General features: G+C 72.3%; 18 protein-coding genes. 3 read left to right on the top strand and 15 right to left on the bottom strand.

Annotation, left to right across the window (positions count from 1 at the left end; genetic code table 11):
• Positions 1–143 (top strand): NAD(P)/FAD-dependent oxidoreductase (locus EYA84_RS32410; RefSeq protein WP_131052493.1); only part of this gene is annotated, 143 nt, incomplete at its 5' end.
• A complete protein-coding gene (locus EYA84_RS33910) occupies positions 140–1,594 on the top strand; it encodes an ATP-binding protein (protein WP_131052492.1) in 1,455 nt (484 codons plus the stop codon). The genes EYA84_RS32410 and EYA84_RS33910, both read left to right, overlap by 4 nt.
• 36 nt (positions 1,595–1,630) lie before the next feature.
• Here EYA84_RS33910 and EYA84_RS08520 read toward each other — a convergent pair whose 3' ends face one another.
• The 3 genes from EYA84_RS08520 to EYA84_RS08510 all read right to left on the bottom strand — a co-directional run bounded on the left by EYA84_RS08520 (position 1,631) and on the right by EYA84_RS08510 (position 7,641).
• Positions 1,631–2,674 carry a WxL protein peptidoglycan domain-containing protein gene (locus tag EYA84_RS08520; RefSeq protein WP_131052491.1) on the bottom strand — a complete coding sequence of 348 codons (1,044 nt, stop codon included), beginning with the start codon at positions 2,672–2,674 and terminating at the stop codon, positions 1,631–1,633.
• 68 nt (positions 2,675–2,742) lie between these two features.
• Positions 2,743–3,375 carry a hypothetical protein gene (locus EYA84_RS08515; protein WP_131052490.1) on the bottom strand — a complete coding sequence of 211 codons (633 nt, stop codon included), beginning with the start codon at positions 3,373–3,375 and terminating at the stop codon, positions 2,743–2,745.
• A gap of 84 nt (positions 3,376–3,459) precedes the next feature.
• Positions 3,460–7,641: an ExeM/NucH family extracellular endonuclease gene (locus EYA84_RS08510; RefSeq protein WP_131052489.1), complete on the bottom strand. Its 4,182-nt coding sequence runs from the start codon at positions 7,639–7,641 to the stop codon at positions 3,460–3,462.
• Positions 7,642–7,835: 194 nt separating this feature from the next.
• On the opposite strand from EYA84_RS08510, the gene EYA84_RS08505 reads away from it, so the two are divergent.
• Positions 7,836–8,762, top strand: a complete 927-nt coding sequence (locus tag EYA84_RS08505; protein ID WP_131052488.1) for an arginase family protein — start codon at positions 7,836–7,838, stop codon at positions 8,760–8,762.
• Here the strand turns inward: EYA84_RS08505 and EYA84_RS08500 are convergent.
• The 12 genes from EYA84_RS08500 to EYA84_RS08445 all read right to left on the bottom strand — a co-directional run.
• Positions 8,741–10,486 carry a BTAD domain-containing putative transcriptional regulator gene (locus EYA84_RS08500; protein WP_236145660.1) on the bottom strand — a complete coding sequence of 582 codons (1,746 nt, stop codon included), beginning with the start codon at positions 10,484–10,486 and terminating at the stop codon, positions 8,741–8,743. The genes EYA84_RS08505 and EYA84_RS08500 overlap by 22 nt on opposite strands.
• 203 nt (positions 10,487–10,689) lie before the next feature.
• On the bottom strand, positions 10,690–11,646 hold the full coding sequence (locus EYA84_RS08495; RefSeq protein WP_131052486.1) for a Gfo/Idh/MocA family protein: 957 nt from the start codon (positions 11,644–11,646) through the stop codon (positions 10,690–10,692).
• On the bottom strand, positions 11,630–12,505 hold the full coding sequence (locus EYA84_RS08490) for an inositol monophosphatase family protein (RefSeq protein WP_131052485.1): 876 nt from the start codon (positions 12,503–12,505) through the stop codon (positions 11,630–11,632). The genes EYA84_RS08495 and EYA84_RS08490 overlap by 17 nt, the downstream gene beginning before the upstream one ends.
• 209 nt (positions 12,506–12,714) lie before the next feature.
• Positions 12,715–13,236, bottom strand: a complete 522-nt coding sequence (locus EYA84_RS08485; protein WP_131052484.1) for a flavin reductase family protein — start codon at positions 13,234–13,236, stop codon at positions 12,715–12,717.
• A complete protein-coding gene (locus tag EYA84_RS08480; RefSeq protein WP_131052483.1) occupies positions 13,236–14,744 on the bottom strand; it encodes an amino acid adenylation domain-containing protein in 1,509 nt (502 codons plus the stop codon). The genes EYA84_RS08485 and EYA84_RS08480 overlap by 1 nt, the downstream gene beginning before the upstream one ends.
• Complete coding sequence (locus tag EYA84_RS08475; RefSeq protein ID WP_131052482.1) at positions 14,741–15,406, bottom strand: 4'-phosphopantetheinyl transferase superfamily protein; 666 nt, start codon at positions 15,404–15,406, stop codon at positions 14,741–14,743. Before EYA84_RS08475 ends, EYA84_RS08480 begins: the two co-directional genes overlap by 4 nt.
• Positions 15,403–16,503, bottom strand: a complete 1,101-nt coding sequence (locus EYA84_RS08470) for an acyl-CoA dehydrogenase family protein (RefSeq protein WP_131052481.1) — start codon at positions 16,501–16,503, stop codon at positions 15,403–15,405. Before EYA84_RS08470 ends, EYA84_RS08475 begins: the two co-directional genes overlap by 4 nt.
• Complete coding sequence (locus EYA84_RS08465) at positions 16,496–17,647, bottom strand: acyl-CoA dehydrogenase family protein (RefSeq protein WP_131052480.1); 1,152 nt, start codon at positions 17,645–17,647, stop codon at positions 16,496–16,498. The genes EYA84_RS08470 and EYA84_RS08465 overlap by 8 nt, the downstream gene beginning before the upstream one ends.
• Positions 17,644–17,898, bottom strand: a complete 255-nt coding sequence (locus EYA84_RS08460) for a phosphopantetheine-binding protein (RefSeq protein ID WP_131052479.1) — start codon at positions 17,896–17,898, stop codon at positions 17,644–17,646. The genes EYA84_RS08465 and EYA84_RS08460 overlap by 4 nt, the downstream gene beginning before the upstream one ends.
• Before the next feature lie 5 nt (positions 17,899–17,903).
• A complete protein-coding gene (locus EYA84_RS08455) occupies positions 17,904–19,160 on the bottom strand; it encodes a type III PLP-dependent enzyme (protein WP_131052478.1) in 1,257 nt (418 codons plus the stop codon).
• Entirely contained in the window at positions 19,153–20,649 is a 1,497-nt protein-coding gene (locus EYA84_RS08450) for a class I adenylate-forming enzyme family protein (RefSeq protein ID WP_131052477.1), read from the bottom strand. Before EYA84_RS08450 ends, EYA84_RS08455 begins: the two co-directional genes overlap by 8 nt.
• Positions 20,646–20,935: acyl carrier protein (locus EYA84_RS08445; RefSeq protein ID WP_131052476.1), on the bottom strand; the 290-nt coding region annotated here is incomplete at its 5' end. The genes EYA84_RS08445 and EYA84_RS08450, both read right to left, overlap by 4 nt.

Raw genomic sequence — 20,935 nt, 5'->3', positions numbered from 1 at the left:
ACCCGTACCACCTGGAGGCGAGCGTGCCGGGGGTCTTCGCCGCCGGTGACGTGCGCGCGGCGTCGGTGAAGCGGGTGGCCTCGGCCGTCGGCGAGGGCGCGATGGCGGTATCCCTGGTGCACCGTTACCTGGAGGCGCAATGACCACCGACGGACCGACAGCCGGAGCGGAGCCGCAGCGGCTGACCGAGGACGAGCTGCGGACACTGTTCCTGTTCGAGTCGCTCGACGCCGAGCAGTTGGCGTTCCTGGCCAGTCAGGGGCGGGTCGAGCGGCGGGCCGGCGGTGAGCTTGTCTATGGGGAGAGCGACCCGGCCGAGTGCTTCTTCGTCCTGCTCGACGGCACGGTACGCCTCTGCCGCACGGTGCACGGCGACGAGGTGGAGATCAGCCGCACCTCGCAGCGCGGCGCGTACGGCGGTGCCACCCAGGCGTACGTGGGCGACGCCCGGCAGTATCGCAACAGCATGTGGGCGTTGACCGACTCGGAGTTCTTCGTGCTCCCGGCGGAGCAGTTCGCGCACGCGGTGCGGTCCTGGTTCCCGATGGCGATGCACCTGCTGGACGGCATGTTCATCGGCATGCGGGACACCCAGACGCTGGTCGGTGAGCGGGAGCGGCTGCTGGCCCTCGGTTCGCTGTCGGCCGGGCTGACCCACGAGCTGAACAATCCGGCGAGCGCGGCGGTGCGGGCCACCTCCAGCCTGCGCGAGCGGATCGCCGCGATGCGGCACAAGCTGGCGTTGATCGCCGACGGCCGGATCGACGGCCGACGGCTGCACGCCCTCGTCGCGCTCCAGGAGGAGGCGGCCGAACGGGCGGCGAAGGCCACGCCACTTCCCGCCCTGGCCGCCAGCGACGCCGAGGACGCACTGACCGACTGGTTCGACGACCAGGGCTTCACCTCCGGCTGGCAGTTGGCGGAGACGCTGGTCAGCGCCGGGCTGGACGTCGACTGGCTGGAGCGGGTCCAGGCGGCGGTGGGGCCGGAGGACGTCGAGGCGGCGGTGCGCTGGCTGACCTACGCGGTGGAGACCGAGCTGCTGATGGCGGAGATCGCCGACGCTGCCATCCGGATCTCCACGCTGGTCGGCGCCGCCAAGCAGTACTCCCAGCTCGACCGCGCGCCCTACCAGGTGGTGGACGTGCACGAACTGCTCGACGCCACGCTGGTGATGTTCAAGGCGAAGGTCCCGGCCGGGGTGCGGGTGGTCCGGGAGTACGACCGGAGCCTGCCGGCCATTCCCGCGTACGCGGCCGAGCTGAACCAGGTGTGGAGCAACCTCATCGACAACGCTCTCGGCGCGATGCCCGACAGCGGCACGCTGACCGTCCGCACCGCCCTGGTCAACGACCAGTTGGCCGTCGACATCGCGGACACCGGACCGGGTATCGCGGCGGAGATCCGACCGCGCATCTTCGAGCCGTTCTTCACCACCAAGCCGGTCGGCGAGGGCACCGGGCTGGGGCTGGACATCTCGTACCGGATCGTGGTCAACAAGCACCACGGCGACATCCGGGTGACGAGCACGCCGGGGAACACGGTCTTCCGGGTGTTGCTGCCGACCGACCTGGCCCAGCCGCCGACCGGCTGACCCGGCACCCCGCTGAGGCGGGCGCCGGGTGGCCGGTCAACCGACGGTGGCCTTGCGGCCCTCGGCCCGGCCCTCTTCCCGGGCGCTGGCGAGCATCTGCGCGAGTCGCTGCCGACGGCGCCGGAGCACGGTCCGAACGGCGACGACGAGTACGCCGACGACCAGCAGGAGCACGAGCTGCGCCCACGGGACGCTCCACGTGGTGACGGTGGCCGAGGCGGGGCGGATCACGGCGCCGGTGGCGTCGCCGCCCTGCACGGCGGGGGTGAGGTCGACGGTGGTCCGCATCCGGCCCAGCCCCCACACGCCGTCGACGCGGGCGTCGAACGTCTTCTGGCCGCCCGGCAGGATCTCGTCGACCTCGGTCGGGGTCTCCCGGCCGGTCAGGCCGAACAGTTCGCGGACGGCCACGTCGCCACTGCCGGTCACCGTGACGTTGCCGTTGTTGGTGGCGGTGTAGCTGACCTCGACCGTGCCGCCGGAGAACGGGTTCCAAGAGGGCGTGTAGGTGGCGCTGAGCCCGTCGACGGCCAGGCTGGCGGTGATCGTGCCGCTGGCGCGCATCATCACCCGGAAGCCGACCCGGCTCTCCACGGCGACCGTGCCGCCGGTGCTGGTGACGGTCGCCGCGATACCCGCCGGGTGGTCGCCCGGGGTGGCGTTCTCCGGCACGGTGATGGTGAAGGGGACCACCTTGGTCTGCTTGGCGCCGACGGTGACCTGCTCCTGCACGTCGATCCAGGTGCCGCCGTCCACCGAGGTCTCGTTCGAGGGCAGCATGTTGAAGCGGCCCTTGTCGGTGAGGTAGCCGTCGGCCGCCTTGAGGGAGAAGACCACCGAGGAGTCGCTGAAGTTGCGGACCGCCAGGTGTTCGGTCATGACCTGACCGGGGTCGAGGGTGTGCTCGATCCACCGCCGCCCGTCCGGACCGCTGCGGTCGGCCGGCTGGACCGCCCAGGTGACGGTCGGGGTGGTCGGCTCCGCCATCGCACCGGCCGGCGCGATCGGCGTGGCGACGAGCACCACGGCCAGCACGGCGAGCAGCCGCGACAGCGCTCGCGGTGGCGAGGTTCGGAACATGGCGGGATCCCTTCGGCGGTAGGGGTGCGGCCGGGGGAGCCGCCCGAGGCGGCTCCCCGACCAGGGCACTACTCGAACAGGGAGAGGGTCAGCGTCGAGGTGTACGACCCGGCGGCCACATCGGCCGGGGTCCGCAGGAACAGCCCGGCGTTGACGGAGTACGCGTCACCGGTGACCGCGCCCGAGTCGAACGTCGAGATCAGCAGCTCCTGGTCGACCAGACCCACGTTGTTGCCCGGCTGGGTCGGCTCGTCCAGCACGGTGACGACCTCTTCGCCCTCGCTGACCAGGCCGCTGTCGCCGCCGTCCACCAGGCGCGGCTTCCAGCCCAGGTGTCCGGCGCTGATCGGGTCCTGGCCGCTGCTGCCGACGAAGTTGGTGGCGCTGCCCAGCACCGCCCAGGCGGAGCCCTCGGGCACCTCGTCGGCGGTCCGGGTGTCGGTGACGGTGACCGTCGGCAGGGTGCCGACGAACTGGCGGACCAGCAGGGTCGAGCCGTCCTCGGAGAGCGCCACCGAGTTGCCGGCGACCGAAAGGGCGAGCACGCCCGGTTCCTTGACCTCTTCGATGTCGACGGTGACGCGGACGTCGGTGCTGTCGACCGGCTCGGCGAGGGCCGGCGACGCCAGCGCCACCGACCCGGCCAGCAGCGCACCGGCGGCAGTGGCCGCGATCAGGCGCTTGTGGTTCCTTGTGTGCATTCGATGCTCCGTTTGGTGCTCATGTCTGTCGAACGGGGGATGGTGCGGTGGCGGCACCCGGAGGCACCGCCACCGCGAGACGAACTAACCGCAGGTGAGCGCGGGGAACGGCGCCTCTACCCGGGTGGTGACGGGCTGGCCGTTGACGGTACCGGTGACCTTGACCGTCGAGGTACCGGCCGCCACCGTCTTGGCCCGGGTGTTGAACGCCTGGTAGGCGGTCTTGCCCGGGGCCACATCGGTGACCGTGCGCGAGCCGTACGGGGTGACCAGTTCGATGGTCAGTGCCACGTCGTCGGCGTTCTGGGCGCTGACCGAGACGTACGCGTTGGTGCCGACGCACTGGCTGCGGGCCTGCACCGTGACGTCCCAGTCCGGGTCGCCCTGCACGACGGTCGAGCGCGGCGTGGTGTCCGCGGTGACCGGCGAGTTGGCGGCGAGGTAGTTCACCAGCATGGTGAGGTCGTTGTCGCCGGTGGTGGCCCGGTCGGTGCCGCCACCGAGGGTGGTGAAGTTGTCCCCGCCGGAGGCGAGGAACGAGTTCACCGTCACCCGGTAGGTGCCGGTCGGGTCGATCGGCGCGCCGTCGAGCTGTATCGAGGTGATCCGTGAGCCCTGCGCGGCGGCCGGGTCGTAGGTGTAGCTGAAGCCCTTCGACACACCTAGCCACAGCACCGGACGGGACGCGCCCGCCGGCTGCCACTGCTGCTCCAGCACCTGCTTGATCTCGGCACCGGTGTAGGACTTGGTGACCACGTCGTTGGAGAACGGCTGGACCGAGAAGGCGTCGGAGTAGCTCACCGTGCCGTCGGTCCGGTACAGCAGGTCGGCCCGCAGACCGCCCGGGTTCATGAACGCGATCTGCGCCCCGCCCCGGCCGGCGTCGGCGGTGCCGGCGAGCTGCACGTCGGCGATGAAGTTGCCCAGCGCCGACTCCTTGCCCCGGTCCTCGTTGCCGTCGGTGTAGGCCCGCCGGATGTCGGCGGTGATCTCACCGAGCTTGCGCTGACCCAGCTCCTGGGCCTTGACCTTGGCGGCGGCGACGATCTCGGCCACCGCCGGGTCCTGCGGCGCACCGACCACGTCGACGAGCGACGCGTCGGCGGCGGTGACCGAACCCGACTGCGGGTCGAAGGTCAGCGTGACCTTGCCCAGTCGCTTGCCGTAGTCCTCGGCCTGGACCACCGGACGCAGCTTGTCGGTGCCCGGGACCGGGACCTCGAAGGCGTACGGCTGGTGGGTGTGACCGCTGAAGATGGCGTCGATGGTGGCGTCGACTCGGGTGAACTTGCCGAAGACCGGGTCGTTCGCCAGGGCCTCGGGGGAGTCGATGTTCTCCGTGGCGGCGCCCTCGTGCGTGAGCAGCACCACCACGTCCGCCTCGCCGTTGTCCGGGTTGCCGTCCTTGAGCTGGGCGGCGACCAGGTTCGCCTCGGCAGCCGGGTCGCGGAAGGTCAGGCCGGCGATGCCGTCCGGGCTGACCAGCGACGCGGTCTGCTCGGTGACCACGCCGATGAAGCCGACCTTGATCCCACCGATGCTGCTGACCGAGTACGCCGGCAGCGCCCGGGTGTCGCCCCGGTACACGTTGGCGCCCAGGATCGGGAAGTCGGCCCGCTCCATCACCCGGTCGGTCAGGTCGGTCATGCCCTGGTCGAACTCGTGGTTGCCCACCGCCGAAGCGGTCAGCCCGGCCTGGTTGAGGAAGTCGATCGTCGGGTTGTCGTCGTCGATCGCCGAGATGAAGGTGGACGCGCCGATGTTGTCACCGGCGGAGACGAACGCCGTGTTCGGGTTCTGCGCCCGCAACTGGTTGACCAGACCGGCGAGCTGGGCGGCACCGCCGACCGGCTGACCGTTCACGGTGGCCGGTGACTCCAGCCGACCGTGGAAGTCGTTGATGGTCAGCAGTTGCAGGTCCACCGGGGCGGCCCCGGTGTTGAGCCCGACGATCAGCGGGTTGTGGTCGCTGGCGCGGTACGGGTCCGGCGCGAAGAACGAGGCCAGACCGTCGTACTGGAAGGCGTACGACTCGACCGCGTTGGTCTGCCAGACGTCCACGCCGGTCACCCGGTCCGCAAGCGACGGCGAGGCCAGGGCGTGGTCCAGCGAACCGGACTCGCCACCGAAGACGTAGCTCGTCTTACCGGTGTCGTTGAGGTTGCCGTACTGCTTGGCGTAGAGGACCTGCATCGGGTCCTCGTGCGTGTACGAGTTGAAGTCACCCAGCAGCAGCACGTTGTCGGTGCCGCTGTCGGCCTTCACCTGGTCGACGAAGGTGGCCAGCGCCGTGGCCTGGCGGATCCGGTCGCCGTTCCAGCCGCCCTGACCGTCCCCGGCGTCGGCGTTGTCACCGCTGCCGGCGCCACTCTTGGACTTGAAGTGGTTGACGACCACGGTGAAGTCGAGCGGACCGGCGGTGAAGGTCTGCGCCAGCGGCTCGCGGGCGTTGAACCAGACCGACTCGTCGTTCACCGAACGCGACGGACCCTTCGGCTGGGCCTTGGCCGGCTTGAAGATGATCGCGGTGGTGATGACGTCCTGCTGTGCGGCGCCCGGCAGCTCGGTCGGGGTGCGGACGTAGTCCCAGGTGCCCGCGCCGTCCTCGGTGTTCAGGGCGGCGACCAGCCGCTTGAGCGCCTGCTGCGGGTCGGAGGTGTTGAAGCGGACCGAGTTCTCGATCTCCTGGAGTGCGACCACGTCGGCGTCGAGTGCGCTGATCGCCGAGACGATCTTCGCCTCCTGCTTGACCAGTGCCGCCTCGTTCGCGGCACCGCGTGCGTCACCGCCGAAGTGGACGAAGTAGTTCAGCACGTTGAAGCTGGCCACCCGGAGGTCGCCACCGACGTTGACCGGAGCGGCGGTACGCGGGTTGGTGGACTTGAAGGTGGTCCGGTCGGCCGGCGGGGTGTCGGCGTCGACCGGACGGGTCGGCTGCAGACGCCACTCGTTGAAGGCGTACGACAGCACCGACGGACCGAACGCCTCGACCGAGTCGCCGACCCGCAGCGGGGCGGCCGGGGAGACGTACGGCGGGAGCAGTCCGGCGTTGGCCAGGTTGGTGGTCTTGCCGTCGTCCACCAGGAGCCGGCGCGCCTTGTTGTCGGCGGCGATCTGTCGGGCGGTCTCCGAGCCGGGCCGGGCCTTGTCGGTGGGGGTGGCGGCGGGCTTGTCACCGGCGGTGAGGACGACCTCGCCGAACCGGTTGGTGTTGTAGACCTCGGAGACGGCGTACGCGCCGACCGGGGCGACCAGCATCGACTCGACCGACTCGCGGGCGTCGTCGCTCAGCGGCAGCTCCACCGGGACCGGAGTGGGCAGCGGTGCGCCCTGCTCACAGACCTGGACGTCGCTCTTGGCGGCGATGGTGAGCTGGGTGAGGCCGTTGAACTCGCTCGGCGTGCCGCTGACCCGGACCCGGTCGCCGATCGCGACCGACGGGTGGTTGGCGGTGTTCGTGGTCAGATAGACGAAGACCGCGTCCGAGGCGGTCCCGGCGGCGACGGTGCGTTCCCCGCCGCTGCCCGCCGTCTGCACGTACACGCCGTTGTAGCCGCCGGTGCGGTGGTCGGCGGTGACGATGCCCTCGACGGTGACCCGGGTGCCGGCCAGCGGCGTGGCGTCGCCCGTGCCCTGGACCTCGGCGATGGTGCGGTCGACCGTGACGGTGCAGCCCAGCGGCGGGTCCGGGTCCGGGTCCGGACCGGGGCCGGATTCGCCGTTGCGCACCCCGAAGCTGTGCGGCGCCGGGGGCCGCCAGGTGCCGTCGATCTTCTGGAGGGAGTGGCCGACCGGGGTGGACCCGGTCTCCTCCACGCCGATGTCGACACCGGTCCGGCCGTTCGCCGGCCCGCCGACCGCGGTGAAGGTGCCCTCGTAGGTGAGGAACTCGGCGACCCCGCCGTCGGGCTTGACCAGGGCGACGCCGTCGGGCGCACCGTTCTGGATGCCGTCGACCGGGTACGACGCGACGACGACGCCCGCCGTCGGAACGGCACCGCTGAGCGTCCTGGTGTTGTACGGCGCACCGTTCGCGCCGTTGTAGAGGACGATCTGCCAGCCGCTCAGGTCGTAGCCGACCGGCGCCTCGATCTCGATCGCTTCGCCGACGTCCGCGCCGACGTTGTCGTAGTGGATCTCACTGATGAACGGCGTCGTGGGCACCGGGTCGGCGAACGCGGCGGTGCCACTGGAGAGGGTGAGCGCGGCGGCGGTGGCCAGTACGCCCGGGATTGTGAGTAGTCGTGTACTTCTACTTCGCTGCATGTGCGCGGCCTCCGAGGGTTAGACCTCGGGAGGATAAGCGGCGTCGGTGTCCGTGCGGGAGCCACCAGATGTACTAAAGCACGGGAAAGTGGGTGGCTCGGACCACCGGCCTGGCCTGCCGGATCGCCGGATCCGCACCCGTCGCGGGCACTCCGGTGCCCGGCAGCGACGCATCGGTGGGGTGATGATGAGGCATGACCACCGCATGGGACGTCATCGGTGCACCGTCGAGCGCGGGCGCGCACACCCCCGGCGTGGAGCAGGCGCCGGCCGCGCTGCGCGAGGCGGGTCTGGTCCGGCTGCTGCGGCGCACCTGCGAGGTCGACGACCTCGGTGACGTGCCGTCGTCCCGCTGGCGTCCCGACCCCGCACGTCGTACCGGCCAGAACGCGGCCGAGGTGGCACGGGTCGCGACGGACGTCGCGCAGCAGGTCGAGGCGGCGGTACGCCGGTCCCGACTGCCGCTCGTCCTCGGTGGTGACTGCACGGTGAGCCTGGGGCTGGTCGCCGGGCACGCCCGGGCCGGCGCACCGGCGGCGCTGGTCTACGTGGACGGTGGACCGGACCTGTACACACCGCTGACCAGGGCGAACGGGAACATGGACGCGATGGGTCTGGCACACATGCTGGGGTTGCCCGGCACCCGGCCCGAGGTCGCCGCCGTCGGTGGTGCCGTGCCGCTGCTGACTCCCGACCGGGTGGTCGTGTACGGAGACTCGCTGCCCCCGGGGGACCACGAGTACGACCTGGTGGCCGAGCTGGGCATCACGTACGTGCCGGCGGACGAGGTGCACGCCGATCCGCTCGCGGCGGGACGACGGGCGTGCGCTGCCGCCGAGGCCGCCGCCGAGTCGTTCGTGGTGCACTTCGACGTCGACGTGCTCGACTTCGTCGAGACTCCGCTGGCCGACGTGCCGGAACCGACCGGACTCACGCTGGCCGAGGCGTCGACCACCCTCGCCACGCTGGTGCGCAGCCCGCGCTTCGCCGGACTGGCGGTCACCGAGATCAACCCGGACCACCTGCCGGACGGCGCGGTGCTGACCCGGTTCGTCGAGGTGCTGGCCGATGCGCTCGGCACCGGCCGGGTGGGTTCCGGTCAGGCGGCCGGGGAGAACTGAGTGGGCGGGGCGGCGCACTCCCGGGCGAAGATGCGCAGCAGGTTGGGCAGGTGGAAGCGCTGCCCGGTGCCGTCCGAGTCGACCGGCACCAGCAGGTTGTGCGCCACGAGGTCCTCGACCACCCGGTTGGCCTGCGGTCGGGGCAGGTGCAGGATGTCCCCGGCGCTGGACTGCGTGATCAACAGGTCGCTGGTGGCCAGCGCGTTGAGCGCGGCCCGCGCCTGGGGCGTCAGTGACTGGTAGCTGCCGGAGAGGCTGTGGCGGACCGAGATGTCACCGACGGCGAGTTCCTCCAGGCGGTTCTCCTCCCGTTCCAACTGCTCGGTGAAGCTGGGCAGGGCGATGCCGGGCTGGTCGGCGATGCGGCTGCCCACGATCCGCAGCGCCAACGGCAACTGGTCGCAGGCCGCCGCGATCCGACCGAACACCTCCGGCTGTTCGCGTACCCGGTGCTCACCGGCGATGGTCGCCAGCAGTTGCACCGCGTCGACCCGGCTCAGGGGCCCGAGACTCAGCCGCCACCCCACGTCGAGGTCGAGCAGGCGCTGTCGACTGGTGATCAGCACCAGGCTCCGGCCGGCGCCCGGGAGCAGGGGCCGTACCTGCTGGGCGCAGTCGACGTCGTCGATGATCAGGAGCAGTCGCCGATCGGCGAGCGTGCACCGCAGCACCGCAGCCCGCTCCCGGACGTCCTCGGGCACGTCGGTCAGGGCGACGCCGAGTTCGACGAGCAGTTCCCGCATCAGGTCGGCGGTGCTCCGGGGCGTACCGGCGGCGTGGTCGAAGCTGACGAAGAGTTGCCCGTCGGGAAAGAGGTCAGCCAGGTCGTAGCCGTTGGCCACGGCGAAGCTGGACTTGCCGACGCCCGGCGCGCCGGTGACGAGCACGACGGCCGCGTGCTCGTCGGCGCCGAGGGTGTCCGCGATGGCGCGCAACTGGTGGGCGGCGGCGACCCGTCCGACCAGCCGGGGCGGCTTCATCGGCAGGGCCCGGCGACCGGCCGGTGGATCGACAGCGACCGGGGGCGGTCCGCCCGCGATCACCGCCGACCAACCGCCGGGCGGCCGGGCCTCGGCCGAGTCCGCGTCGAGCGCGACCTGTAGGGCACCCTGGAGGGTGGGACCCGGATCGACGCCCAACTCGTCGACGATCACCCGCCGTGCCTCCTGATAGGCGGCGAGCGCCTCCGCGACCCGGCCTTCGAGCGTGAGCGCGACGACGAGTTGGGCCTGCCGGGGCTCGTCGAACGGCTCCTCGGCCACCATCCGCCGCAACTGCGGGATGACCGCTGCGGGCTGTCCCAGTCGGAGCCGTACGTCGATGAGCTCGGTCACCGCCGCCCGCCGTTGTTCCTGTAGTGCCACGGTGCACGCGGCGACGTCGGTGCCGAGATCCGGCAGATCCTCCAACGGATGTCCGTGCCACTGGTCGAGGGCCTTGCCGAGCAGGTCGACGGCGATGTCCAGGCGCTCCTCCCGGGCCGCCCGGTGTCCCTGACCGACGAACCGCTGAAACCGCAGCAGGTCGAGTTCGTCCTCCTCGACCCGCAACCGGTAGCCGGTGCCGTCGCGGACCAGCCGGTCGGCCGAGTCCCCGACCTGCTGGAGGAGCTGCCGTAGCCGGTGGACGTAGGTCCGGACGTTGTGCAGCGCCGAGGCGGGCGGTGACGTCGGCCAGATACCGTCGATGAGGCGACCGGTGGCGACCGTCCGACCGGGGTTCATCAGCAGGATCGAGAGCAGGGACCGAGGTTTCGCCCCGTTGATCGGAAGCGGACCAGCTTTGGTCGCTAATGTCAATGGGCCGAGCACATTGAATTGCATAAATTCTCTCTCCCTGCGGCAGGACAACGCCGGTGAGCAATTCCTCGATTTCGCAGTCCCCGCCGGGAGGGAGTATTAACGCGGCCAGCAGATGATGAAAACAGTCACCGATCGGGCTCTGTCCCACCGCGAACGGCCACCGCCGCGCTGGCCTGGTACGCAGCGTCGAGCACCGCCGCCGCATCCGCCGTCCCCGCCCCGGTGGAGCGTCCGGTGCGTACCAGGTCCACGAAGTCCTCGGCCTGGCGAGCCAGGGCGGCGTACATCGTGGCGTCACCGTCGGCCGGGTCGAGGAAGGTCAGGCGTACGTGGTCACGGGTGCCGAAGACCTCCACACTCGCCATGTCGCCGCCCCGGTGATGCCGTCCCAACGAGACGAGCGCGGTGGCACCGCCGGAGAGGCCCAGCAACGCCTGGGCGCTGTCCACGTCGTGCCCGCGTACCGCCGGGTCGGTCACCGGCCCGGCGGCCTGCCCGCAGACCCGGACCACCCGCTGCCCGGTCAACCACTGGACCTGGTCGAACTCGTGCACCCCCATGTCGACGAAGATTCCGCCGCTGCCGGTGCGGAAGGCCGCCCCCGGCGGCTCACCGTCCCACTGCAACGCCGCCACGAACAGGATCTCGCCCAGCTCGCCCGCCGCGATCCGCTCCCGCAACTCGCGCAGCGCGGGCACGAAACGGCGCCAGTAGGCCACCTGGAACGGAACACCGGCCGAGGCCGCCACCCGGCCCGCCTCCCGCGCGTCGTCGGCGGTCAGCCCGGCCGGTTTCTCGCAGAGCACCGGCAGCCCGGCCTTGGCCGCAGCGGCGACCAGCGCGCCGTGTCGGCCGGTCGGCGCCGTCACCAGCAGGCCGTCGGGTGTCGTCTCGGCGAGCAGATCCTCGACCGAGGCGTACGCCGGCAGACCGGTGCCGGCGACCACGGCGCGGGCCGCCGGCACCGGGTCGACCACCGCGGTGACCGCCACCGTCGGGTTGCCGGTGAGCGCGCGCAGATGGTGCCGGCCCATCCGGCCGGCCCCCACCAACGCGAGTCGGAAATCAGGACTGCTGGTCATCTCGCCACTCCTCCTCGTCGGCACGGTCGTCTCCGGTCGGGCCCAGCCAGTCCGCCAGTGCCGCCACCACCGCCGGAGCGCCGGTGGCGAAGACGCGACGGCCCGCCCGGTGCCAGCGCCGGCTCGTCCCACCGGTCGCCTCGATCAGGGCGGTGCCGGCGGCGATGTCCCACGGCGCAGGGTCGAAACTGACGAAGGCGTCCAACTCGCCGGTCGCCACGGCGGCCAGGTCGCAGACGGTCGAGCCCGAGTTGCGCAGATCGGCCACGCGAGGCGCGACCAGACTCAACAGCCGGTACGCCTGACGGCGCGGACCGGGCGTGTTGGGCACCGCGAACGCGACGAGCGCGTGCCCCGGCACCGCGGCACGGTCCACCGTGACCGGGGCGTCCTGACCGTCACGCACCTCGTCGCCGCCGAGTATCAGGCAGGCGCCGGTAGCCGGCTGGAGGATCGTCGCGGCCACCACCCGACCCCCGTCACCCGTGCCACGCCCCTCGACCCCACCGGTGTCGCCCCGGTCCGCCGCCACGGCGATGCTCACCGCGTAACGGCTCAGGCCGTGGCTGAAGTTCAGCGTGCCGTCGAGCGGGTCGACGATCCAGCGCAGACCCGAGCATCCGGTGGTCAACCCGGACTCCTCGGCCAGTACCGCGTCCTGGGGCCGGGACCGGGCGATCAGGCCCAGGATCGCCCGCTCGCTGGCGTGGTCCGCGCTGGTGACCGGGTTCTGGGCCGCGCCGCCCTTGAGGGACAACCGCACCCCCCGGTCGCACACCTCGCGGATCGCGTCCGCACCCGCCCGCGCCGCACGGACGCTGAGATTCCGCAGATCCGTAGGAGCCGCCCCGACGCTCATGTCGTCCCTCCGCTGCGCTGCGGGCCGACATTTCCACCGAGCCTGATGATTCGCTCACGTCGTTCGCTCATGTCGTCCCTCCGCTGCGCTGCGGGCCGACATTTGTGCCGAGCCTGATGATTCGCTCGCTGCGCTCGCTCATGTCGTCCCTCCGCTGCGCTGCGGGCCGACATTTGTGCCGAGCCTGATGATTCGCTCGCTGCGCTCGCTCATGCCCGCACTCCGTCGGCTACGCGGGCGTAGTGGCCGTCCACGAAGAGCAGTGGCGGCTTCGGGCGCAACAGGCCCGACGACCGGACGACACCCATCAGCACCATGTGGTCACCGGCCGGGTCGGTACGCACCGCCTCACAGCCGAAGTACGCGACCCCGTCGGTGAGCAGCGGACAGCCGGTGGTCCGTTCCGGGTCGTGCGGGATGCCCGCGAAGCCCTCGGTCCCCGCCGGACGGCCCCGGGAGGCGAACCAGGCCGCCTCGTCGCGTTGGTCGTCGGCGAGCACCGTGATCGCGAATCGGCCGGTCCGGCGGACCGTCCCGAGCAGCCGGCAGTCGTGCCTGAGGCAGATCAGCAGCATCCGGGGGTCCAACGACACGGTGGTGAACGAGTTGACGGTCATGCCGACCGGCCCGTCCGTACCTCGTGCGGTGGCCACCGCCACCCCTGTGGCGAAGCGGCCGGCGACCGACCGGAATCCCCGGTCGGTGTCGACCCGACGCGACACGTCGGTCATCACAGCGCTCCTCTCGTCTCGCCGGCCGCCGTGTCGACCAGGGCGGCTATCCGGCGTCGGTCGGTCTTGCCGTTGGCGTTCGTCGGCAGCGCGGGTACGTGGTGGATGCGACTCGGCACCATGTATCCGGGCAGCCGGTCGGCACAGCGCTGCCGCAGCTCCTCGCCGATCCCCCCGGTGCCGGTGTAGACGGCCTCCAGGCAGGTGCGCTCACCCGAACCGAGCGCCAGCACCACCGCGTCCTGCACATCCGGGTGGCCGCGCAGGACCATCTCGATCTCGCCCAGCTCGATCCGGTAGCCGTGCATCTTCACCTGGTCGTCGAGGCGTCCGTGGTGGACCAGTACGCCGTCCTCGCGGCGGACCCGGTCACCGGTGCGGTAGTACCGCTGCCCGTCGTGCTCGACGAAACGGCCGGTGTCGTCGTCCGGGTCGACGTACCCGGTGAAGCACTGCGGTCCGCGTACGCAGAGCTCGCCGTCGTCGCCGACGATCTCGCCCGTCTCGGACCGCAGGATCGCGTCCAGGTGCGGGTGCACCTCGCCGATCGGCACGGTCCCGTTCGAGGTGACCGGCCAGTCGGCGACGTCGGCCGGCAACCGGTGACCGGTGCAGGTCACCGTCAGCTCGGTGGGGCCGTACAGGTTCTCCAGCACACTGTTCGGGGCGGCCTCGGCCCACGCCCGCGCCTGCTCGCACGTCAGCGGTTCACCGGCGAAGAGGCTGTACCGCAGGCCCGGCATGGCACCCGGCGACAGCATCCGCATCCGACGGGCCAGCGAGACGACCGACGGCACCGAGAACCAGCCGGTGATTCCCCGCTCGTTGACGAAGCGCACCGGGGTCAGCACCTCGTCGGGCTGCGGCACGACTAGCGTCGCCCCACTGCCCCACGCGACGAACATGTCGAAGACCGAGGGGTCGAAGGTCAGGTCGAAGTTCTGCGACAGCCGGTCGCCGGGCCCGATCGGGTAACGGTCGAGGCAGTACGCGAGGTAGGCGTCGACGTTGCGGTGCCGGATCGGCACACCCTTCGGGCGGCCGGTCGAGCCGGAGGTGAACAGGGTGTACGCCACGTCGTCCGGTCCGCTCCCGATCGGCGGCACCGGTGCGGCGTCCCGGGAGTCGTCGAGGCGTACCGGCACGGCACCGGTCCGGGCCGACAGGTCGGCGGAGACGGTGGCACCCGCCTCGTCGACCACCACGACCTCGACTCCGCCGCCCCGGCACAACTGCACGTTGCGGGAGGTCGGGAAGGTGGGGTTGAGCGGCACCACGACCGCCCCCACCCGCAGTGCGGCCAGATAGCCGGCGTACGCGGACAGGCTCCGGGCGGCCAGCAGACCGACGGCGGCGGGCCGGCGGCCGGTCGGGTGGCAGAGTCGTCCGGCCAGGTGTGCGACGATCTCGTCGAGCTGCCGGTACGTCACCGCCGCCGCGCCCACCTCCAGCGCCGTCTCCTCCGGCGACCGCGTGACGCTCCGCTGGAACCACTGGTACAAACTCACGGCGTTGCTCCCTTCCTGTCGTCGATCGGCTCCCAGGCGCAGCTCCACGGAGTACCGCCGGTCGGTGGCAGCGTCCGCCAGCGCAGGTGCCGCCACCGGCCGTGCTCCTGGTCCGGGCCGACCGGGATCCGCCACGGCCGGATGCCCAGCCCGCGCCCGGTGGCCTTGGCGCAGGACTCCTGCACCGTCCAGATCCGGGCCACCGCCGCGTCGCGGGTGGGCCGGTCGTGTCGCAGCAGCGCGGCGACGCCCTGCGGACAGCAGCGCCGCACCAGGGCGTCACCCACCGGGTACGGCTCCTGCACGTCCACCCCGACCGCACCGCCCCGGGTGTGCACCGCCGCCGCGACGACCGCCCCGGAGTGCGCCAGGCTGACTTCGAGGTCGGGGCGGCCCGGCAGGTACGGCTGCCCACCCGGGCGGCTGCCCACCGCGAGGCGGCCGGTGCCGGCCGGTGCCACCGCGGCGATCAGCGTGGTCAGCAGCCGCCGTGCGGCGACCCGTTCGCTGACCCGCCACGGTGGCAGCCCCCGACCGGTGTCCCCGGCCGGGCCCTCCGGCGTCCCCGGGTCCCCGATCGGCGCGTAGGCGGTGAAGACCCCGTCGGGCAGTGCGACCGCCACCGACCCCGGCATCCCGGATAGGCGGTACCCGCTGCTCATGGCCTGCTCCCGAGCAGGTCGTCCGCGTGGTCGGCGAGCCCGGCCAGCATCGTCCCGGTGGCACCACCGGCGATGCCGAACATGGCCGCCTCGGTACGCAGCGCGGCCTCGCCGCCGTCGCGGAACGCGTCCGCGCCTCGCAGGTGCACCGCCTCGGCGGCGATCGTCTCGACCGTCTCGGCGGCGGCCACCTTGAGCACCATGCCGGTGGCGGTCGACGGTGGACCGGGCGGCCCGTCCAGCAGGGGCGCGCACAACGCGTCGAGTTGGCGCAGGGCGACCAGGCAGCGGGCGTACCGCTCGCGGACCGCCGGGTGCTCCCAGAGCGTGCCGTCGGCGGCGGGCCGGGCCCGCAGCCAGTCCCCGAGCCCGGTCATCAGCCGGCGGCAGATGGCCCGGGACCAGAGGGCACCGGCCAGCCGCTCGACGCCGACCTGCCGGGCGAACCCGGCCAGCGCACGGCCGGGCCGACCGACCAGCGCGTTCGGTTCCAGGGCCACGCCGTCGAACCGGAGGTGTCCCACTCCGGACCCGGCGAAGGCCCGCCCGGCGGGCTCGACCGTCACCCCCGGCGCCGACCGCGGCACCAGTAGCCAGCAGAAGCTGGTGAAGTGCCGGGGCTCGCGGTGCCGGGCGAGCACCAGCGCCGCGTCGCAGGTGGTGGCGTTGGTGATCCATTCCTTGCGGCCGTCCAGGGTCACGGCGTCGTCGCCGAGCTTGGCCCGGGTGGTGGCGTCGAGCAGGTCCGACCCGGAGGCACCGGCGTCGGTGACGGCCAGCGCCACCGTCGTCTCGCCGCGCACCATGTCGGCCACCGTCTCGGCGACCGGTCCGGTGGCCGCCTCCGAGAGCAGCGGCAGCACGGTGGCCACCTGGACGCAGATCGACAGGGTCACGCCGAGCGGGCAGCGTGCGTCCAGTTCGGTCAGCAGCGTCGCCAGCCGGCGCGGGTCCGGTTGGGTACCACCGTCGGGACAGAGGGCGACGAGGACACCGCCGGCGCCCAGTGCCCGCCAGAGGGCCCGTGCGTCGGCGGTGTCCGCCCCCGCCAGCGCCGTACGCAGCGTGGCGGTGAAGTCGGCTGTCGGCTCAGGCAAGACGCACCCCCGGATCGCGCAGTGCCAGCGCCCCGTTGGCCAGCCGCAGCCGGTCGTTGCCGTAGTTCAGCGACGCCGACCGCAGGTCGCGGAAGGCACGCTCCACGGCCAGCGGCGAGCCGGTGAGGTAGCCGTGCCGCAGCCCCACCAGTTCGACCAGCTCGTGCACGGCGGCGAAGGACTCCTCGGCCGCCCGGATCTTGAGCGTGTTGAGCAGCGACTGCACCGGCGCGGCGGACATGTCGGATGCCGAGTCCACCACCGACACGGTGTGTCGCAGCAGGGCGTTCACGGCGTCGAGCCGGGTACGAATCCCGGCCAGGCGCAGCAGCACCAACTCCGACGACGGAGCGAACTGACGCCGTCCCGCCTCGCTGCGGGCGTGCCGCAGCACCCGCGAGTACGCGCCGGCCGCCGTCCCCAGCCACGCCGCAGCCCAGCCGACGTGGGCCAGCGGTGCGAACACCCGGGTGGCGATGTCGCGGAACCCGCCGTGCTCGCCCACCACCTGCCACTGCGGCACCGCACCGCGCAGGCGCATCGGCACGCTGTGGGTGGCCCGCATGCCCAACGGCTGCCAGCCGCCGGTCACCTCGGTCTCCACCTGGTCACGGGCGGCGTAGACCAGGTCGACCTGCGTGGCCGACTCGGCCTGCGGCGCCAGCGTGGTGATCAGGAACGCGTCCGCGTACGGGCCGCCGGTGACGATCGGGGCCTGCCGGTCGATGCGCAGCATCTCCCCGTCCTGCTCCAGCCCCGACTCGGAGGTGAGCAGGTGGCCCCCCTTGCCCGGCTCCGTGGTGACCGAGCCGAGGTACACCTCGCCCCGCGCCACCGCCGGCAGCACCTCGGCGCGCAGCTTCTCCCCGGCGTACGCGGCAAGTGCCGCCACCTGCTGGCAGTGCATCGTGAAGACCATCGCCACCGACATGTCCACCCGGCCCAACGCCTCGGTGACGTCGACCATGTCGGTGAGCGTGCCGCCGGGTCCGCCCTCGGTGGTCGGCACCAGCAGGCCGAGCAGTCGGGTGCGGCGCATCGCGTCCAGCGCCTCGGTGGGGAACGTGGCCGTGGCGTCGGCGGCCTCGGCGTGCGCGGCGGCGACCTCGGTCACCGTGGTCACCGCCTCGGCGTACCCGGTCATCGGGCACCACCACCGACCGGCGTCCGCAACTGCTCGACCACGTGCCACAGCCCGCCCGCCGTGGCGAACGTCGAGTCGACCAGCTTGTCGTCGGGAACGGCGACGCCGAAGGTGTCCTCGATGGCGAAGAGCAGCTCGATCTCCCGCATCGAGTCCAGGCCCAGGTCACGCAGGCGGGACTCCTCGGTGATCTCCTTGTCGCCGGCGAACTTGAGGAACGGCCGGAGCATCTCGGTGAATTCGGCGTTCATGACGGTCACCTTTCGTCTCGTGGATCGGTCGGGTCGCCCGGTGCGGTGCCCGGCGTCCGGGTCAGCGTCAGCCGGGACGTCTCGACGACCTGCTCGCCGTCGCAGACGACCTCCAGCGGCGCCGGGTGGCCGAGGAAGGCCAGCAGGCTCGCGGAGAGCCCGTACGCGCCGACGTTCGGCACGCTGAGCACGTCACCGGGGCGTACGTCGGGCAGCGTCGCGGCGCGGGCCCAGGTGTCCAGCGGGGTGCAGAGCGGACCGGCGACGATGGCCCCGGTCAACGCCGGCCCGTCGGCCGGTTCGGTGGACCCGTCCGCGTGCAGGGCCGGGACCAGCGGCGGCAATCGACGCAGGCCGGACATCCCGCCGAGGTGGTTGATGCCGGACTCCAGCACCACCACGGGTGTGCCGTGCGAGTGCTTGACGTCCAGCACCCGGGTCAGCAGGGTCCCGGCGGTGGCGGTGAGGAAGCGACCGGACTCGAACGCGATCACCGGGTCGTCGTCCGGCCAGCCCGGGAAGAGATCGTCCAGTGTCGTACGAATCTGCGCGTCGAGCCCGGTCAGGTCGGCGTTGTGCCCGGCGCGGGCGAACGGCGCGCCGAAGCCACCACCCAGGTTGAGCAGCGTCAGCTCGATGCCGAGCAGGTCGCGCAGCCGGTGCGCGGTGGCGGCGGCGGAGGCGAACTGGGTCACCAGCGCGTCCACCGACTCGACGTTGCTGCCGGTGTAGAGGTGGAACCCGGAGACGACCGCCGCCGACCGGGACCGGAACGCCTCAGGCTGGCGCTCGATCCAGTCCACGTCGGCACCGAACTGCGAGGCGACGCCGGTCATGGTCAACCCCTGGCCGGGGTTCGGCACCCGGTCGTTGACCCTCAGCAGGCAGTGCAACGTGGTGCCGAACCCACCGGCGATCCGGTCGGCCTGGTCGAGAGCGCCCGGCGAGTCGACCGAGAACCACCGCACACCCGCCTCGACGGCCTCGACCACCTCGGCGTCGCGCTTGCCGGGGCCGGTGTAGAGCATCCGGTCGCCGGGCACACCGGCGGCCAGCGCCGTGGCCAGTTCGCCGGGGGAGCAGATCTCGGCACCGCATCCGGCCTGATGCAGTGTCGCCACGATCGCCGGGTGCGGATTGGCCTTGAGCGAGTAGTAGAGGCGGCTGGGCGTGGGCAGGGCCGCGCGCAACGCGGCGTGGTTGGCGCGTACGTCGGCCAGGTCGTAACGGTAGGCCGGGGTCTCGAAGGGCAGGTCAGCCATGACGCTCACCCGCCAACCGGGCCAGCGCGCGGCGGTCGACCTTGCCGTTGCCGTTGAGCGGCAGGCTCGGCAGCACCACGCACCGCGCGGGCACCTTCATCTCCTCCAACTGGCCGCGCAGCCGGTGCAGGATGTCGTCGGCCGCCAGCTCGGCGACCACGAAGAGGGTGGCGCCGTCGCGACCGTCGGCGGGCGGCAGCACTCCGGCCACCTCCACGCCGTCCACCCGGTACGCGGCGGCCTCCACCTCGGTCGCGCTGACCCGGGTCCCCTTCTCCTTGTAGACGTCGTCGCGCCGACCGGTGTAGTGCACGTAACCGTCGGCGTCCACGTGGCCGTAGTCGCCGGTGTGCAGTTGCGGGAACAGCCCGTCGCGACGGACGAAGCGTTCGGCGGTCAGCTCGGGGCGTCGCCAGTAGCCGGCCATCACGTGCGGGCCGCGCACCACCAGCTCACCCGGGGTGCCGTGGGGTTGCCGCCGACCGGTGGAGTCCACCGTGAAGATCTCGGTGCCGGGCAGCGCCCGGCCGGACGCGCCCGGCCGCCGCAGGTCCTCGTCCGGCGGCATGATGGCGGCACGCTTGCACTCGGTGAGTCCGAACATGAGTTGCACCTTCAGGTCGGGTAGCGCCTCGCGCAGACCGGCGAGCACCTCGGGCGGCATGGTCGCCCCGGTGTTGGTGATCAGGCGCAGCCGTGGGCGTACCGCACCGGGACGGCGCAGCAGTCGCAGCAGGTTGATGGCGAGTGACGGCACGCAGGGCAGCACGGTGGCTCCGGACTCGCGCAGCGCGACCAGGAGGCGTCCCCCGGTCTGCCCGGCGTCGCCCAGGTGCAGCCGACATCCGGCGACCGTGCTCAGGAAGATCTGGTACAGGCCGTAGTCGAACGAGGTGGGCAGCACGTCGTGCACCACGTCGTCCGGGCGGTACGACAGTTCCGACTGGATCGCGCGTACCGCGAAGGTGACCTGGGCGTGGGTGGAGACCACCGCCTTCGGCATGCCGGTGCTGCCGGAGGTGTAGATCAGGCAGACCGGGTCCACCGCCAGCGGCGGCGTGCCGGTCAGGGCCAGCGGTGAGGTGCCCTCCGCCGCGCCGGTCAGGGCGGCCGAGGCGCGGACGGCGACGTTGCGGGCCCGCGCCAGCTCGCGCAGGAGCGGATCGTCGGTGACGACGAGCACCGGCTCGGCGTCGTCCAGCACGTGGGCGAGGGCGACCTCGGGAGCGGGCACCCGGATCACCGCGAAGACCGCGCCGATCCGGGACACCGCGTAGAGCAGGGCGGGCAGGGTGGCGTCGGCGGTCACCGCGACCACCACCCGGTCACCGCGCCGCACGCCCTGCCGGTGCAGCCAGTCGGCGAGCCGGCGGCTGTGCGCGTCCACCTCCCGATGGCTGAGTCGGACCGTACCGTCGCTGACCGCGTCGGCGTCCGGCCACCGCGACGCGGCCCGGTCGAGCAGGCCGTGCAGCAGGTCGGCGCTCATCGGTCGCCTCCGGCAGGGCCGGCGTCCGCGAACATCGCGCACAGCGAGCCGACGTCCCGCAGGTCGGCGGCGGAGAGCGCGGTGGCCGGGACCTCGACGCCCAGCCGCCGCTCGACCCGGTCGATGACGTCGACCAGCCGGAACGAGTCGAAGCCCGGCAGGTCCCGCAGCACGTCGGTGGGGCGCAGGCGGGCCTCGTCGAGGTGCAGCGTGTCCCGCAGCGCGCCGAGTACCGCCGCCTGCACCGGGCCGTCCCCGGAGGCGTCGGCGGCGCGCGGTGCGTCGC

This window comes from Verrucosispora sp. SN26_14.1, from assembly GCF_004307965.1.
GTDB lineage: Bacteria > Actinomycetota > Actinomycetes > Mycobacteriales > Micromonosporaceae > Micromonospora.
Note: the sequence above shows the minus strand (reverse complement) of the source record. Positions and strands in the feature narration are given on the sequence as shown.

Bases quoted from the DNA above. Each gene is read 5' to 3' on its own strand.
- EYA84_RS08490 (WP_131052485.1), bottom strand. From the start codon at position 12,505: ATGAGCGTCGGGGCGGCTCCTACGGATCTGCGGAATCTCAGCGTCCGT.
- EYA84_RS08500 (WP_236145660.1), bottom strand. From the start codon at position 10,486: ATGAACCCCGGTCGGACGGTCGCCACCGGTCGCCTCATCGACGGTATC.
- EYA84_RS08520 (WP_131052491.1), bottom strand. From the start codon at position 2,674: ATGTTCCGAACCTCGCCACCGCGAGCGCTGTCGCGGCTGCTCGCCGTG.
- EYA84_RS08450 (WP_131052477.1), bottom strand. From the start codon at position 20,649: ATGAGCGCCGACCTGCTGCACGGCCTGCTCGACCGGGCCGCGTCGCGG.
- EYA84_RS08510 (WP_131052489.1), bottom strand. From the start codon at position 7,641: ATGCAGCGAAGTAGAAGTACACGACTACTCACAATCCCGGGCGTACTG.
- EYA84_RS08455 (WP_131052478.1), bottom strand. From the start codon at position 19,160: ATGGCTGACCTGCCCTTCGAGACCCCGGCCTACCGTTACGACCTGGCC.
- EYA84_RS08505 (WP_131052488.1), top strand. From the start codon at position 7,836: ATGACCACCGCATGGGACGTCATCGGTGCACCGTCGAGCGCGGGCGCG.
- EYA84_RS33910 (WP_131052492.1), top strand. From the start codon at position 140: ATGACCACCGACGGACCGACAGCCGGAGCGGAGCCGCAGCGGCTGACC.
- EYA84_RS08515 (WP_131052490.1), bottom strand. From the start codon at position 3,375: ATGCACACAAGGAACCACAAGCGCCTGATCGCGGCCACTGCCGCCGGT.
- EYA84_RS08485 (WP_131052484.1), bottom strand. From the start codon at position 13,236: ATGACCGACGTGTCGCGTCGGGTCGACACCGACCGGGGATTCCGGTCG.
- EYA84_RS08475 (WP_131052482.1), bottom strand. From the start codon at position 15,406: ATGAGCAGCGGGTACCGCCTATCCGGGATGCCGGGGTCGGTGGCGGTC.
- EYA84_RS08465 (WP_131052480.1), bottom strand. From the start codon at position 17,647: ATGACCGGGTACGCCGAGGCGGTGACCACGGTGACCGAGGTCGCCGCC.
- EYA84_RS08495 (WP_131052486.1), bottom strand. From the start codon at position 11,646: ATGACCAGCAGTCCTGATTTCCGACTCGCGTTGGTGGGGGCCGGCCGG.
- EYA84_RS08460 (WP_131052479.1), bottom strand. From the start codon at position 17,898: ATGAACGCCGAATTCACCGAGATGCTCCGGCCGTTCCTCAAGTTCGCC.